Source organism: Pantoea sp. y20, from assembly GCF_054903455.1.
Genome location: NZ_JBUBNJ010000002.1, coordinates 160,893 through 175,262, shown reverse-complemented (window position 1 = coordinate 175,262; position 14,370 = coordinate 160,893). Strand labels below are relative to the sequence as shown.

The 14,370-nt window shown below is 50.8% G+C and carries 15 protein-coding genes and 1 pseudogene; 11 read left to right on the top strand and 5 right to left on the bottom strand.

Annotated features, from left to right (window positions below; translation table 11 throughout):
- The first annotated feature begins 185 nt into the window (after positions 1–185).
- Positions 186–2,642, top strand: coding sequence for a membrane-bound PQQ-dependent dehydrogenase, glucose/quinate/shikimate family (locus tag ACYAC5_RS20600; protein ID WP_312464496.1), 2,457 nt, complete (start codon positions 186–188; stop codon positions 2,640–2,642).
- 518 nt (positions 2,643–3,160) lie between these two features.
- Here ACYAC5_RS20600 and ACYAC5_RS20595 read toward each other — a convergent pair.
- Positions 3,161–3,760 carry a TetR/AcrR family transcriptional regulator gene (locus ACYAC5_RS20595; RefSeq protein ID WP_462063306.1) on the bottom strand — a complete coding sequence of 200 codons (600 nt, stop codon included), beginning with the start codon at positions 3,758–3,760 and terminating at the stop codon, positions 3,161–3,163.
- Between the two features lie 169 nt (positions 3,761–3,929).
- On the opposite strand from ACYAC5_RS20595, the pseudogene ACYAC5_RS20590 reads away from it, so the two are divergent.
- The 4 genes and pseudogenes from ACYAC5_RS20590 to ACYAC5_RS20575 form a co-directional block, all read left to right on the top strand.
- A pseudogene (locus tag ACYAC5_RS20590) lies at positions 3,930–4,172 on the top strand (glutathione S-transferase N-terminal domain-containing protein); the annotation flags it as partial.
- On the top strand, positions 4,151–4,363 hold the full coding sequence (locus tag ACYAC5_RS20585; RefSeq protein WP_309837885.1) for a hypothetical protein: 213 nt from the start codon (positions 4,151–4,153) through the stop codon (positions 4,361–4,363). The pseudogene ACYAC5_RS20590 and the gene ACYAC5_RS20585, both read left to right, overlap by 22 nt.
- 27 nt (positions 4,364–4,390) lie before the next feature.
- Positions 4,391–4,690 (top strand): putative quinol monooxygenase, encoded by a 300-nt coding sequence (locus ACYAC5_RS20580; protein WP_192413349.1) that lies wholly within the window; start codon positions 4,391–4,393, stop codon positions 4,688–4,690.
- A 178-nt stretch (positions 4,691–4,868) separates the two neighbouring features.
- Positions 4,869–5,567 (top strand): FadR/GntR family transcriptional regulator, encoded by a 699-nt coding sequence (locus tag ACYAC5_RS20575; protein ID WP_462063303.1) that lies wholly within the window; start codon positions 4,869–4,871, stop codon positions 5,565–5,567.
- 42 nt (positions 5,568–5,609) lie between these two features.
- Here ACYAC5_RS20575 and ACYAC5_RS20570 read toward each other — a convergent pair whose 3' ends face one another.
- The 3 genes from ACYAC5_RS20570 to ACYAC5_RS20560 all read right to left on the bottom strand — a co-directional run bounded on the left by ACYAC5_RS20570 (position 5,610) and on the right by ACYAC5_RS20560 (position 8,898).
- On the bottom strand, positions 5,610–6,944 hold the full coding sequence (locus ACYAC5_RS20570; RefSeq protein WP_462063302.1) for an MFS transporter: 1,335 nt from the start codon (positions 6,942–6,944) through the stop codon (positions 5,610–5,612).
- A 96-nt stretch (positions 6,945–7,040) separates the two neighbouring features.
- The gene (locus ACYAC5_RS20565) at positions 7,041–8,033 is read right to left on the bottom strand and encodes a transketolase family protein (protein ID WP_462063300.1); all 993 of its coding nucleotides are present in this window, start codon (positions 8,031–8,033) and stop codon (positions 7,041–7,043) included.
- 28 nt (positions 8,034–8,061) lie between these two features.
- On the bottom strand, positions 8,062–8,898 hold the full coding sequence (locus ACYAC5_RS20560; RefSeq protein ID WP_192235548.1) for a transketolase: 837 nt from the start codon (positions 8,896–8,898) through the stop codon (positions 8,062–8,064).
- 203 nt (positions 8,899–9,101) lie between these two features.
- On the opposite strand from ACYAC5_RS20560, the gene ACYAC5_RS20555 reads away from it, so the two are divergent.
- Together ACYAC5_RS20555 and ACYAC5_RS20550 are read left to right on the top strand one after the other, a co-directional pair.
- Positions 9,102–10,064, top strand: a complete 963-nt coding sequence (locus tag ACYAC5_RS20555) for a LysR substrate-binding domain-containing protein (protein WP_309837293.1) — start codon at positions 9,102–9,104, stop codon at positions 10,062–10,064.
- A 78-nt stretch (positions 10,065–10,142) separates the two neighbouring features.
- Positions 10,143–10,445 (top strand): VOC family protein, encoded by a 303-nt coding sequence (locus ACYAC5_RS20550; RefSeq protein ID WP_192413504.1) that lies wholly within the window; start codon positions 10,143–10,145, stop codon positions 10,443–10,445.
- Positions 10,446–10,585: 140 nt separating this feature from the next.
- On the opposite strand, the gene ACYAC5_RS20545 is transcribed toward ACYAC5_RS20550, so the two are convergent.
- Positions 10,586–11,536 carry an AraC family transcriptional regulator gene (locus tag ACYAC5_RS20545; RefSeq protein ID WP_309837291.1) on the bottom strand — a complete coding sequence of 317 codons (951 nt, stop codon included), beginning with the start codon at positions 11,534–11,536 and terminating at the stop codon, positions 10,586–10,588.
- Between the two features lie 95 nt (positions 11,537–11,631).
- On the opposite strand from ACYAC5_RS20545, the gene ACYAC5_RS20540 reads away from it, so the two are divergent.
- The 4 genes from ACYAC5_RS20540 to ACYAC5_RS20525 all read left to right on the top strand — a co-directional run bounded on the left by ACYAC5_RS20540 (position 11,632) and on the right by ACYAC5_RS20525 (position 14,319).
- The gene (locus ACYAC5_RS20540; protein ID WP_462063297.1) at positions 11,632–12,375 is read left to right on the top strand and encodes an SDR family NAD(P)-dependent oxidoreductase; all 744 of its coding nucleotides are present in this window, start codon (positions 11,632–11,634) and stop codon (positions 12,373–12,375) included.
- 17 nt (positions 12,376–12,392) lie between these two features.
- On the top strand, positions 12,393–12,797 hold the full coding sequence (locus ACYAC5_RS20535) for a VOC family protein (RefSeq protein ID WP_280173254.1): 405 nt from the start codon (positions 12,393–12,395) through the stop codon (positions 12,795–12,797).
- Complete coding sequence (locus ACYAC5_RS20530; protein ID WP_462063295.1) at positions 12,794–13,036, top strand: hypothetical protein; 243 nt, start codon at positions 12,794–12,796, stop codon at positions 13,034–13,036. The genes ACYAC5_RS20535 and ACYAC5_RS20530 overlap by 4 nt, the downstream gene beginning before the upstream one ends.
- Before the next feature lie 380 nt (positions 13,037–13,416).
- A complete protein-coding gene (locus ACYAC5_RS20525; protein WP_280173255.1) occupies positions 13,417–14,319 on the top strand; it encodes a GGDEF domain-containing protein in 903 nt (300 codons plus the stop codon).
- Positions 14,320–14,370: the final 51 nt, after the last annotated feature.

The following is a 14,370-nucleotide window of genomic DNA, read 5'->3' as shown; positions in this document are numbered from 1 at the left end:
ATAAAACTATAGGCGTACATTTTCATTTTTAATATGATGAGTTTTTTCTCATGCGCTCATGAATTAAAGGCTCATTGGATAATTAGTGCTTAAAATAAATAACTGGTGTGACAAAATACTTACATCGTGATAACAATTTGCGCGCTTTATTTAGTTTAATTATTCATACAGGCAAGGTCATAATCGTGAATCAACCTTCAAACCTCAAGAACCGTCCAGGATGGGTCGGTAAACTGCTTGCAGCAATACTGTTGCTGTTGGGAATCTACATGCTTGCCGGCGGTGTCTGGCTTATCTCGCTGGGAGGTAACTGGTATTACGCCATTGCAGGCGTCCTCAGCATTCTGTCTGGGGTGGCCCTTTTCAGGGGGAAAGCTATTGCGGTTCTCTGGTTCAGCCTGCTGTTCTTCGGCACGCTGTTCTGGACGATATCTGAATCCGGTACGGATTACTGGCGCTGGGTGCCTCGTTTCGCACTGATACTGCTGCTGGCGATCGCGTTCTCCTTCCACCTGTCAACGCTGCTTCCACGCCTGCAGCGTAAGCACAGCGGGGCTGTGACGGGAGTACTGGTTCTCACCTTTATTGGCGCGGGCGGTCTGGCATTTCTTCCTCATAACACGACCGAAGCCAATGGTTTTCCGGCACCTGACGGTAAAAACTTTTCCGCTGACACCGGTACCGGAACCACTTCACAGGAGGTCAAAAATGACTGGCCTGCCTATGGTGGAAATTTGTCTGCAGCACGTTATTCTTCAACGTCACAGATTACGCCTGCAAACGTCAGTAAATTGAAGGTTGCCTGGCAGACTCATGCGGGAGATTTGCCACCAGGCGCTCGCTGGGGAACGGAGAACACGCCAATCAAAGTGGGTGATTTCCTTTATGTCTGTACAGCTGCAAACAACATAGTCGCCTTAGACCCTACTACGGGAAAACAAAAATGGCGCTTTGACCCTAAAATTAACCGGGATGCGCTGCCTTACACTCCTGCATGCCGCTCTCTGGCCTATTTTGACGGTACTCAGAAACCCTCTCAACAACCTTCGCAGCCCGCTCCTGCCACCGCCAGCGTGTATCAGCACTGCGATCGCAGGATCATTCTGGGCACGCTGGATGCCCGTGTATTCGAGGTGGATGCGCAGGACGGAACCCGTTGCACTGATTTCGGCAATAACGGCGAGGTATCGATCCTTAAGGATATGGGTGAAACCTACACCGGCTACGTTTCGATTACCTCCGGAGCGGTAGTGATCAGGGATACGATTGTTGTTGGTCATCAGGTCATTGACGGCCAGCGTGTCTTTGGCCCGCCAGGCGTTACTAAAGCCTACGACGTTCGAACCGGCAAGCTAAAGTGGGCATGGGATGCTGCTAATCCTGAGGACGCCACGCCTAAGCACGGCAATGACGCTTACAAGCGCGGAAGTCCTAACGTTTGGACCTCGTTTACCGGTGATGAAAAACTGGGGCTGGTGTATCTTCCTGTCGCTAACCCTTCCGGTGACTACTGGAGCGCGCCGCGTACCCCTGCTGAGCTGAAGTACGGCGATTCGCTGGTAGCACTTGATATCAACACCGGGCTCCCGCGCTGGAACTTCCAGACGACCCATCATGACATCTGGGATTTCGATCTGGGCTCACCACCTACCCTCGTTGACTATCCTCAGGCCGATGGCAGTAAAATTCCCGCCATCATTCTGCCGACCAAAAACGCTGAGCTTTACGTCCTTAATCGTGAAAACGGCAAGCCGCTGTTTGATGTGATTGAAAAGCCAGCGCCACAGGGAGGAACCGACCCGGATAAGCGTTCGCCGACCCAGCCATATTCCACTTTCAACAGCATGCGCAAACCGGATCTGACGCCTGCCAGCACCTGGGGGCTAACGCCATTGGACCAGCTGTACTGCCGGATTAAATTCCAGCAGGCTGACTACAGAGGCGCCTATACGCCGGGCTCAATCGGAAGACCGTTTATTTCCTATCCGGGCTACAACGGCGGAAGTGACTGGGGTGGCGTTTCAGTTGACCCTGTGAATGGTCTAGTCATTGCCAACTATAACAACACCGTTAACTATACCGAGTTTGTGGCAAGGAGCGTTGCGGATAAGCTTCACGTCCATCCTTCGGATAAAATTGGCTATAACCTTGACACCCATGCCAGTCCGCTGACACCGCAGAGCGGCGCGCCGTTCGCTCTAAACATCAATCCGGGCTGGCAGAATGGCTTTACCGGCATGCTCTGCAACGAGCCCGCGTACGGTGGCATTCGTGCAATTGATTTGCGTACCGGGCACACCGTCTGGGATCGCCCGCTGGGGACGGCCAGGAAAAACGGTCCGTTTGGCATTCCAACCGGTATGCCGATTAACATCGGAACCCCTAACAATGGGGGTTCTGCCGTAACCAAAGGCGGGCTGGTCTTCATTGCAGCAGCGACGGATGACCTTATCCGTGCCATTGATATTAGAACCGGGAAAACGGTCTGGTCAGCGCCGCTGCCGGCAGGTGGCCAGGCAAACCCAATGGTTTATGAACAGAACGGTAAAGAGTATTTGGTGATCGAAGCAACCGGACATCATTTCATGAGAACAGGTAAAGGCGATTACGTCATCGCCTACGCGTTACCGGACACATTCTGATAGCCATCACGGCACCTGCGGGTGCCGTTTTTGCGGCTGCTATACTCAGCGATAATTAAATTTAAGGGGAGTGTATGAAGGATGAACACGCTAAAAAAAACCGCAGCAGGTTTACCTGCAGCACGTACTCGTACTTCAGAGCAATAAAGCATGGAGCGGGCAGCCTTATTAGCACTATCCTTCGGGCAGGCCACAGCTTTCCGTCATGCGTATGCCCCTCCCACCCCACACGGAATTACCCCGGCATACCCACCCATGCCGATGCAGCCTAAGTGCTGTCAGGCAAGTTAACCATGCAGTAAAAAGAGACGGGATAATGCTATACCCTTTATGCGAGTGAGGCGCTTAACGAGACCACAGACAGCACGCAACGGGGATTTACCCTCGTTGATGCGGTAGAAATGGTTAAATTTTTTGCAGACGTGGAGGTGCAGGCTCTATCAGAGTCATTACAAGGACAGATGTCTGAGTTTTAGTTTTTTGCCGCCACTTTTTCGATTAAGGGTGTAAAACCCGACTCAATGCCCTATGCCCTTACACAGCACACGCGCACAGCCCATTGCCAGCTCTTCCAAAGTCATTTCATCCCGGGAAACCCTGGCAGCCTGATCGATCATCCCGACGAAGCATCGCGCGACCGTCAGCGCATCGACGTCCTTGCTGAATACCCCCAGCTCCTGCTCCTGTGCAATGTTGTCCGCGATCCATACGGCGAGCGAGGCTTTAGTTTCTGTGCAGCCCGGCGGCTGGAACAGACCAATTTCTGTCAGATCCGGATCTTCTGCGAGAAAACTCAGGAAACTGATAAAGCTGAACTGGAGACTTTTGACCAAGGCTTCTCCGCCGATGGGCTTTTGGATCAGCAAATCTTTCGTGATGATCCTGAGTCTGCGGCGAAACTCATGAACGAGCTCCTCATATGCGGCTTCTTTGCTGTCAAAATAGATGTAAAACGTGGGTTGGCTCAGCCCGCTGGCTTTGACGATATTGCTCACTTTAGTGCTGTGAAATCCCAGTCTGGCGAATTCGCGGCAGGCATGCTCCAGCAGGCGCTGGCGGGTTACTTCGCCTCTGGTAGGCTGCGGACTGTTCTGAGGCTGGGTAACGCGATGTGACAAAGCAGGGCTCCGATAAGTAAACTGGATGAGCAACGCATCTAGTGTAATCACTCTCTAACAGCTAAGTAAAATAAAGGATTATGTGTGGACACCAAGATTACTCACAAGTAACATTACTCAATAGTAATGTTACTTGTGAGTAATCTAAAATCTACAAGGAGGTTGCTTGATGAAATTACATATTTACGAGCATTGTCCATTCTACGTGCGGGCCCGCATGATTTTTGGGATAAAGAAAATTCCTTTTGAACTGCGCGCAATGCCTGAAGCTGAAACGCCCACCAGCATGGTTGGTAAAAAGATTGCTCCCATCCTTGAGAAGGACGACGGCACCTTCATGGCTGAAAGTATGGATATCGTTCACTACGTTGATGGGCAGTATGGCGAGAGATTCCTGAAAGGCAAAGGGAATGCCAGCTCGGTGAACTCGAGACTCTCCTGGAGTACCGGGAAGAGATCAATGAATCGGACTTCAGGCTTTATCCATTATTGCGCTCTCTCACGATTGTCAATGACATCCGATTCGGTGCAAAGACGCGCATCTATCTTGATTTCATGTCTGCCCTGAGCGGCGTGAATAACCTGTTTGATCAGGCTCAATAAACCAATTGTTACTATTCAGGAGGCACTATGACTGTACCGGTCGTCGCATTATTTACCGTTAAGGAAGGCTTTGAAGATAAGGTTCATGAAATGTTTTGCAGCGTCATTGCGAGAACTCTGAGTGAAGAAGGCTGCATTACTTATCAACTTAACCAGGACGCAAAGAATCCCCGTCGTTTTGTCTGGACCGAAGAATGGTCTTCTCTTGACCTACTGCAAAAGCATCTGAATGCTGACCATATCGTTAAACTCTTCAGCGAACTCCCGCCGTATATTGAGCATTCAGAAGTCGTGGCACTGAAAAAAATAGCGGGCGGAAACGCCTGAAACCATCTAACCGGCAGGTAATGGTCTGATTTCATTACCTGCGGGGAGAACAGGTAACTTTTGCTCAGAATGCTGTTCTGTCCCCGCCCGGCACGCCTCTTATGTTGTCATCCCCTGATGCAGGCGTTAGGATATTCGGTAACCCACCCGCCCTCTGTAATCATCTTATGTGATAAACATGACCGGAATCCCCGAAGAAAGTCAGTCCCTGATCAAACGGATACTCGCGACTGCTGCAATTGATAAAAATGGCATATACAGACTGCCTTCTGAACGGGTCCTGGCGGAAAAAATGGGGGTTCAGCGATCCATTATCCGAAATGCCCTTTCCTCTTTGGAATTTTTTGGTTTTATTGAGCGTAATCAGGGAAGCGGAACGTTTCTCAGAATGCCTCGCCTGTCATTTGCCAACCTCTATTTTGATATTGCCTCACAGTTAGGCTACATCTCGCTCGATACCATCGAAGACGCCCGGGAAATGTTCGAGAAAATGCTGGCCGAGGAAGCGGCCACGCATGCATCTGATCAAGAAATTGCCGAGCTCGAACGCCTGAGCGATCTGATGGTGACGGTTGAAGGTTTTGATGAAAAGGTTGAGGCAGACTATCAGTTTCACCTAATACTGGCTGGCATGTCCCACAATCCTGTCATCATGCTTTTTTATCAGAGCATCGCTTCTTTCATTGCCGATTTGCTGAGAAAACGACGCAGTATCATGAAAGGTCTGAACGAATCGGAAACCCGCATTAACAGCAATCACAAAGATATTGTTAAGGCCATTGCGGCCCGCGATCCTGATGCCGCCAGGGCAGCCATGGAGGCGCATTTCGCCCACTGGGAGCGGGAAAATATGCTGATGAATCTGCTTATGCAGTGATCATGCAACCGGCTGCATGCCGCCGGTTACATTGGCTGTTTGTCACTCCAGTTCGGCACCTGCGGGTAGGGGCTCACGAATGGTAAAGACCACCACAAGACACAGCGCCGCGGCGATACCTAGCGTGATGAATACCGCATTCCAGCTATAGTTATCCAGTAACACTCCGACGATCAAAGGCATACACACCGCTCCCAGCTGCCCGCCCATGTTAATAATGGCGTAAGCGACCGGATAAGTCTCTCTGGACGCCCGGGCCATGGCATACACTGAGTAAGCTGAGTACCCCAGCGCTATCAGAAAGCCCAGGCAGAACAGCAGCAGGCCCAGCAGGTAGGGGTTCTGTGGCGCTATAGTCATCAAGCCTGTCATCACAATCGTGCAGACTGCACTGAACATCATTAGCGGCTTGCGGCGCTTGGCCAGCAGATTATCCGAAATCCAACCGCCGCAAAGATTCCCTATCACGTTTCCGGCGAACGGCGTGGCAGCAAGCGCCGCGGAAGCCACGATGGACAGCTTGTGTTCCTGCAGAAGATATTTTGGCAGCCAGGACATAATCACGCCGTCAACAATCCCCACCATGCACATGTAACCGATTGCTGCACCGTAAATATCCCATGACCGGAAAATAGACCGGGATGAGTCGAGTGGGGTGAGCTTTGTCGTTCTGATCATGCGGTCAATGAAGCCATAGCGGAACGCCCGGCTTTTGAAACGTCGCTTGCTCCCTTCTTCATCACGGCTGACTTCCGCGATGTAATTCGCCTCCTGCTGATTCACAAAGCGGCTTTCTGCCGGGGTATTCCTGACCAGGACATACCACACCAGGGCCAGAATGACTCCCGGTACTGAAAAGAACAGAAAGATATGGCGCCAGTCATAATGAATCAGAATCCAGGCACAGATCGGCGGAACCATTAACGGGCCAAATTTTGAACCGGCCAGAAAAATGCCCGTGGCCGTCCCCTTCTCTTTCGTTGGAAACCAGTTGTTGATGGTGGCCGTTGAGCTGATCACGACGGGAGCTTCGCTGACGCCCACCAGCGCGCGCAGAATTTTAAGGTGCCAGACAGAATCAACTTTGCCCATCATAAACGTGAAGACGGATGTCAACAGCATACCGGCGGCATAGGAAAACCGGATCCCTTTACGTTTAACAAAAAAGCCCGCAGGGATCTGACATAGTCCGTAACCGGCAAAAAACAGGCTGATGATGAGACCTATCTCTGAATTGGTCAGGTCATATTCTTTCTGGATAAAAGGAATAGCGAAGCCGATGTTTGCCCGGTCTGCCTGTGCAACCATAAAGAGTATAAAAATGAGTGCTATCACAAACCATCTGTACTGACTCTTCCTTTTTAATTTATCAATCATGATAAGCCCTTTATCTTTCGAATATTTTCAATGGCAAGGCTTTAAAACAGAGTCGCACACACCCCTGCACACGCAGAGGCGTGTGGATGACATGCTTTATTGTTTAATCCAGGATGCAATGTTGGAGGCAAGTGAACGTGCGGATATCTCATAGCGGTAATGAAGCGTTGGCAGCGCGCCAGCATCCAGGAATCTATCCGGCAGCCCGACCTGCCTGAATGGCCGGAATATTCCGTTTCGCATCAGCGCGGAGGCTACGGCTTCGCCCAGTCCGCCAATCACCGTGTGGTTTTCTGCGGTGATCACCAGACAGTTACGTTTTTCCGCCTCACGGCAAATAGTTGCTTCATCCAGGGGTTTGATGGTTGGGGAGTGCAGTATCGCGACGCTGATACCTTCTTTTTCCAGCAGGTCACGGGCCTGAATGGCGCGCATGGTCATCAGGCCAGTCGAAATAATCAGCGCCTGGTGGCCATCTGCCAGCAGCTTCGCTTTTCCGACCTCGAACCTGTAGTCAGGGAACCGATCCAGAATGACCGGCACTTTTCCTCGCAGCAAGCGCATATAGACAGGACCTTCATGTTCATATATGGCCGGAATAGCCTGCTGAATATCAATGGCATCGCATGGATCGATGATGGTCATGTTCGGCATGCCGCGAAAAATAGCAATGTCCTCTGTTGCTTGATGGCTGGGGCCATATCCCGTTGTGAGCCCCGGCAATGCACAGATGATTTTGACGTTAAGCTTTTCCTCTGCGATAGCCATACAGATGAAATCATAGGCTCGTCGTGCGGCGAACACGGCATAGGTGGTGACAAAAGGCGTAGCCCCCTCGCGGGCCAGCCCTGCAGCGGCGCTCATCAGCAGCTGCTCAGCCATACCCATCTGATAAAAGCGTTCCGGGAACTCGCGCGAGAAAATGTGCAAATCGGTATAGGCCGCCAGGTCTGCCGACATGCCGACGATATCATTGTGTTTTTTTGCGAGCTCGACCAGGGCATGGCCAAAGGGAGCCGGAATGGTTGCCTGCCCCTCTTCAGCAATTGAAGCAATCATGGCAGATGTGGTCAGTTTTTTAGTGGTCATAGTGGCCTCATTGAGTCGGAGATGATTTTCAGATATGGCGTTTCAGGACATCAAGTGCCTGCTGCCACTCGGCATCAGCTACGCGAATGAAGTGATTTTTGTCTCTCTCTTCCAGGAAAGGCACTCCCTTGCCCATCAGCGTATCGAGAATGATCACGCGTGGCTGATCGCCCGCGTGATGCCGGGCCGCATCGAATGCACTGACAAGTGCCTGCAAATCGTGCCCGTTCACGCGCTGAGCAAACCAGCCAAACGCCTCAAACTTTTTATCGACCGGCTCGGTGGCCAGAACTTCCTGACTGTCTCCGTCCGCCTGTTGGCGGTTAACATCTACCAGCGCGATCAGGTTGTTGAGCTTCCAGTGGCTGGCGGAAAGCGCGGCCTCCCACGTCGACCCTTCATTCAGCTCACCGTCCGACAGCAGGTTATACACCGCCGCATTGTTCCCTTTTCTCTTAAGGCCCAGCGCCATGCCAACAGCAATACCCAAACCATGCCCTAGCGAGCCGCCGGTAATTTCCATCCCCGGGGTATAGGCCGCCATGCCGGACATTGGCAGAATGCTGTTGTCGCTACCGTAATTCTCGATCTCGTGCTCAGGAATGATTTTTGCCTCGATGAGAGCGGCGTACAGGCCAATTGCGTAATGACCGATTGAAAGCAGAAAGCGGTCACGACCTTCCCATTCAGGATCTTCCGCCCGGAAGGACATGGCATGGAAATAGGCCACCGTGAGCGCATCGGCAATGCCCAGTGCCTGCCCTATATAACCCTGCCCCTGCACGGCGCCCATACGAAGGGCATGCCGGCGAATCGAATAAGCGTGTTCAGAAAGGCCGTGAAGGTTGTGATTCAGTTCTGTCATCAGAAGTTCCCTTGAGTGGTATTGTCTTAATGGTTTACCACTTAACAATAAACCCCATTCATATGTCCATTTACGCTTGCTGTGTAAATACAGAACTGTGAGAGCGATCTCGACAAATGGTTAACCACTTAGTGAGGATTGACTGTGACCGCCTTTTTGAAGCTGATAAAATAGGGTCAGTCTGGTGTTACAAGGTTTGAAAAATGAGAAATTATGCGGAGATCCCTTCACTGAAGTGTCTCCAGGTTTTTGAGCATATTGCCCGGGCGGGAAACGTGGTTCGTGCGGCTGAAGCGTTGGGTATTTCCGCGTCAGCCGCGAGCCATCAGCTAGCCACGCTGGAAAAGAGCCTGGAGTGCCAGCTGTTCGAACGTCACGCTGCCGGCGTGAAACTGACCGCCAGGGGAGAAGCTTACCTGGAGATCATTGGCGTGCATCTACAGGGGCTGATTCAGGCAACCGCGGAGATGAAGGCCGCAGGCCGCGTGAAGAAAATCCATATTCACAGCTCACCCACCTTCGGCTACCTGTGGCTTTTACCGCGCATTCAGTCATTTCAGCAGCAGTACCCCGGCACCGAAGTTACGCTGGCATGCTCGTATGAGGACGTGGATTTCGGACGCGGCGAAGTGGATATCGCTATCCGACATGGTCTTCCGTCATGGGAAGGTTTCGATATCAGGTCCGTGAGAAATGAACGCATTCTGCCCATGGCATCACCGGAGTACCTTGCGCACGCACCCGTTAGTGCGCCAGAGGATTTGATCTCACGCAGGCTTATCTATTCGGAAAATACATTACTACGCTGGCCTGAGTGGTTCCGGGCACATAACATCGCCCAGCCCGCCCAGCCCTGGCTTTTCAGGTTTGATCGCTCATATATGAGCCTGGAAGCCGCCGCGATGGGGCACGGTGTGGTGCTTGAAAGCGAGCTTCTGGCAGAGAAATTCCTGCGTCAGGGCACGTTGGTCAGGATCCTTCCTGAGCAGTTCAGCCATACCATCAGCGCACATCATCTCGTCATGCCGCTGGGCTACCGGAGCAGGCCAAAGCTGCAGAATTTTCTGGGTTGGTTTGAAGAGAATTTAGCCTCTGCCGGGACTATAAATTCACCTGTACTTACCGGCTCGTCCGGCAGTCAGACAACATCCGTATCTCCATCATAATCCGGGTGCATAAGATGCTCTTTAGCCCTATAGCTTTAGGCTGAAGACTTCCTTTTCACTTGATGAAAGAGAGGAAATATCCAGAGGGCTGATAGCAAAAGTCAGCATCATGAACTGACGCTTCTTACTCATAGCGGGTATACGTTCCCTGCATCGAGGCTCTGGCTTCATGATAAAGACATAACAGGCGCTTCAACGCATCTGGCTTTTGCTGCCAGTGAACGGGCCATAGTCGACGAATTCTGGCGTGCCGCTCTACAGGTAGGCGGTAGAGACAATGGCGAACCGGGAATTCGCCATCATTACAACTCTCACTATTACGCCGCTTATATCTTAGACCCTGACGGTAATAACATCGAAGTCGTCTGTCAGAAAGGATGAGTAAGATGGCCGGACGACACTTTGCGAAATTGAACCCCATCTGAATTACGGCCTGTTAGTTTCGCCTGGCTGCTACCCGCGAAGTGAAATATCGTGTGGTGAGTTATTGCTTTGTTACGGCAGCAAAATTTACTGCCGCATCAAACGTGGTGATTCAGCGGGCTTTCTGCACCATCAGCGTCGTACCTTAGACTTGCAACGTCTTTCAAAGGAGAGCGGCCAAAGAAACGGGCGTACTCGCGATTAAACTGAGGCACGCTGCGATAACCCACCTCCATGGCAACAGACGTGACGCTCTGCTGGCGCGCCAGTAATTTGGTTCTGGCATGGAGAAGACGGACGCGCTTCTGATACTGGACCGGACTCATGTTTGTCACGGACTTAAAATGACGATGAAAAGCCGATACGCTCATGGCTTCCTGTGCGGCCAGTGATTCAACCACAAATTCATCAGCAAAATTATGTCTTATCCAGCGAATCGCATTACCTATCCGCGCCAGCATGGTTCCCGGTGAAGCGATATCCCTCAGCATCCAGCCATGTGGGCCTTTCAAAACATAATATAGGATTTCACGTTCATATACCGGTGCGAGAGCCGGGATATCCTCAGGGCTCTTCATCAGGCGAAGCATTCTTACCCAGGCATTCAGCAGCTCGGGCGTGACGGCAGCAACGGAAAAAGCACTCGACTGTGGATCAGCCTTCACGGGAGGTAAATCAGCCAACAACGTCGCTATCCGCTCAGGTTTCAGGGTCAGACTAACCGCGAGATAAGGAGCACCGGTGGCCTCGGGAAGGACTTCGCCTACGGCTGGCAAATCTACTGACATGACAAAGTAAGAAGCAGGGTTGTAGTGGAATATCCGGTCACCTACCGTCATGGATTTACTTCCCCGCAGTATGAGATTAACCATCGGCTCATAGACCGCAGCCAGAGCATGCGCGGGAACGTCCCCCTGCACCATTGCCACACGCGGTATACCGGTTTCGGTTCGCCAGTTTCGGGCATGAGCGGCCAGAAGGCGCAGCTCGTCAAGCAGGGGTTCCAGTGCCAAGGTTAGCCTCCTCAGTATGATGATTAAAGCGAGCATAAAGCAGAAAAAGGCAAGAATCGAGCAGGAACGCAGAGGCTGAGCTGTCCCGGAGGTTTTATCCTTTTCCTATCGCAGACAGAAAGGATGAAACCTTGAAAATTGTACTGATTACCGGCGGCAGTGGCGGAATTGGCGCCAGCGTGGCGCAGCAGTGCGCGGCTAAAGGGATGGGGGTGATTGTGACTTATAACAGCCATCCTGAATCTGCCCTGAGGGTTGTGAAGGAGATTGAAGCGTCAGGCGGCCATGCCGTTGCGCTGCATCTGGATGTGGCTCGCACCGAAACCTTCGGCACTTTCCGCGATGCCTTACTTGAGATAGTCAGTATCACCTGGGAACGTGAGCACATTGACGTGCTGGTAAACAACGCCGGGTTTGGGCTCTTCAACCCGATTGAAACGGTGACGGAGAGTGAGTTCGACACTCTTTTTGCCGTGCACCTGAAGGACCCTTTTTTCCTGACCCAAAAGCTGCTGCCTCTGATTTGCGATGGAGGACACATCATCAACGTTACCAGCGCCACCACTCGCGTGGCCACGACAGGTGTTGCGCCCTACGCGGCCTTTAAAGGCGGCCTTGAAGTACTGACCCGTTATATGGCCAAAGAGTTCGGGTCGCGGCGCATCCGGGCAAACGCAGTCTCTCCGGGTGCAATCCGTACGTCGCTGGGCGGAGGACTGAACGAAGAATTTGAGAAACTGCTCGCCTCACAGACCGCGCTGGAACGCGTGGGGGAGCCGGATGATGTCGGCCGGGTAATCGCAGGCCTGGTCTCTGATGACAGCGTCTGGATCAACGCACAATCCATCGAGGTCGCCGGCGGCTACCAATTCTGAATCCTTCCGGAGGTTTTATGCTCGATCATCTGTTTTTAACGGTCAGCGATACAGACCGTTCTGTCCGTTTTTATACGGAAGCGCTTGCTCCTCTCGGCATCACGGTTCGTCATGATTATGACGGAAAAGAGGGGCCGCCAGGCCATCCGGATTTGAAAGGGTTCGGTGCTCAGGGCCGGATCTTTTTCTGGCTACGCGAAGGAACTGTTGCGCCAGCTGCTGTACATGTCGGGTTTGTCGCGCGAAATCAAACAATGGTGAATGAAGCCTATGCTTCAGCCATGCGTGCCGGCGCGTCTGACAATGGCGCACCTGGCGCCCGGCTTCACTACGATCCCCGCTACTACGCCGCCGGCGTTTTCGACCCCGATGGCTACAGCCTTGAATTTGTCTTTAAAGAATGGCAGCACCCTCAATCATGAAAACACTACTGATTTATGGCGCCACCGGATACACGGGACACATGACCGCCGCCCAGGCTAAAAGTGCCAGCCTGAATATTATCCTTGCCGGCAGAAACAGGCAGCGGCTGGGAGTATTTGCCGGTGAACTTGACGTCAGTATGCGGGTTTTCGGCCTTGAGGACGCTGGTGGAATCGCGCACGCGCAGTTGCGGAAGTTACCGGGGCTGACGGAAAGATCCACCGACTTATGGCGCTGAGTATAAAGCCGCCAAGTTTTTATGCTGCATATGTCAGTAAGGTTAGACTGTATGAACGGAGCCTGAAGCGTTATTTTTCCCTCTTCACTCATTGCAGACCTCATTTCTAAACATGTCCCCTTTGTGCCAGAAATGGGCGCTGGTAGTCCTGCATTGCATTAATAGTCTCAGAGCAGGTCAGGTATATCCTGAACAATATTGAAACCATAGGTATCTAATCATAAATAGAAAGCAAATCAGCAGGATTGAGTTGGAAGCCTTTTTTATTCATTTGAAACAATAAATTAGCATACCTGGTTAGTCACCTCAGCCACGCAAACCATCACCTCCATAAATAATTATGTGGTACTATTTATACCTGACCAAAACAGGATAGCGTGATGAATTTCAAGATACATGACAAACTCATACATGAAGTTGAATCTCCTAAAGGACTTCTTTATAGGATGGTGATCACTTATACTTGCTTTATGGCAACCTTGATTATTGTTCTCTCTTTTGCTGTTGGTGACACTTCAAAAATCAACTTTTATTTCTTCATTAATTCTTGCACTGTAGCAGTGATGGCATGGTTTATCAGGAAATCTTTTAATATCCAATCTACTGAGGTGAACTTGCTTGTTTTTAGAGTGAGTTTGTTTCTGCTTTTGAACTCATCCCTGGCTTCAATGGCAGGCGGACTGGGTTTAATAGAAAGAGATACAGCATCATTAATTGCTTCAATTATTTATATTCCAGCCATATTAATGATTATTTTTTTATTTGAAAAATTTATATCCTATGTGAACCATAATTATAAATCAGCGGTTAATCTTTCACTTACAGACGAATTAACAGGGTTGCCTAACAGAAGACATTTGAATGTTATATTGAGAGGATTGGAGAACCGGTCAGGAACTATCTGCATTGCTGATATTGACCACTTTAAAAAAATTAATGACACATATGGTCATGAGGCTGGAGACAGGGTGTTGAGAGATACCGGGCTGAGGCTAAGTAATCTTGTAAGCGAGAATGTTTTTATTGCAAGATCGGGTGGTGAAGAATTTGCCATCGTTATCTTTGATAATATCAATGCAGAAGATATCATCAGAAAAATTAAAACTTCGGTTTCAGATGCATGCAACGGAAGTTTCGGTATCACGCTAAGTATTGGTGTGGCAACCAAGCTTAAACATGACTCATCTTCTTCTGCTATCAATGCAGCTGATGATGCCCTGTACAGAGCTAAGAGAGCAGGTAGAAATTGCATTATCTACGACCAGTCGTTTAAAAATAATTAATTTTCCATAAAAGGGAGGAAGAAAGTTTAGGAGAATTTCCGCCCTCTTTTG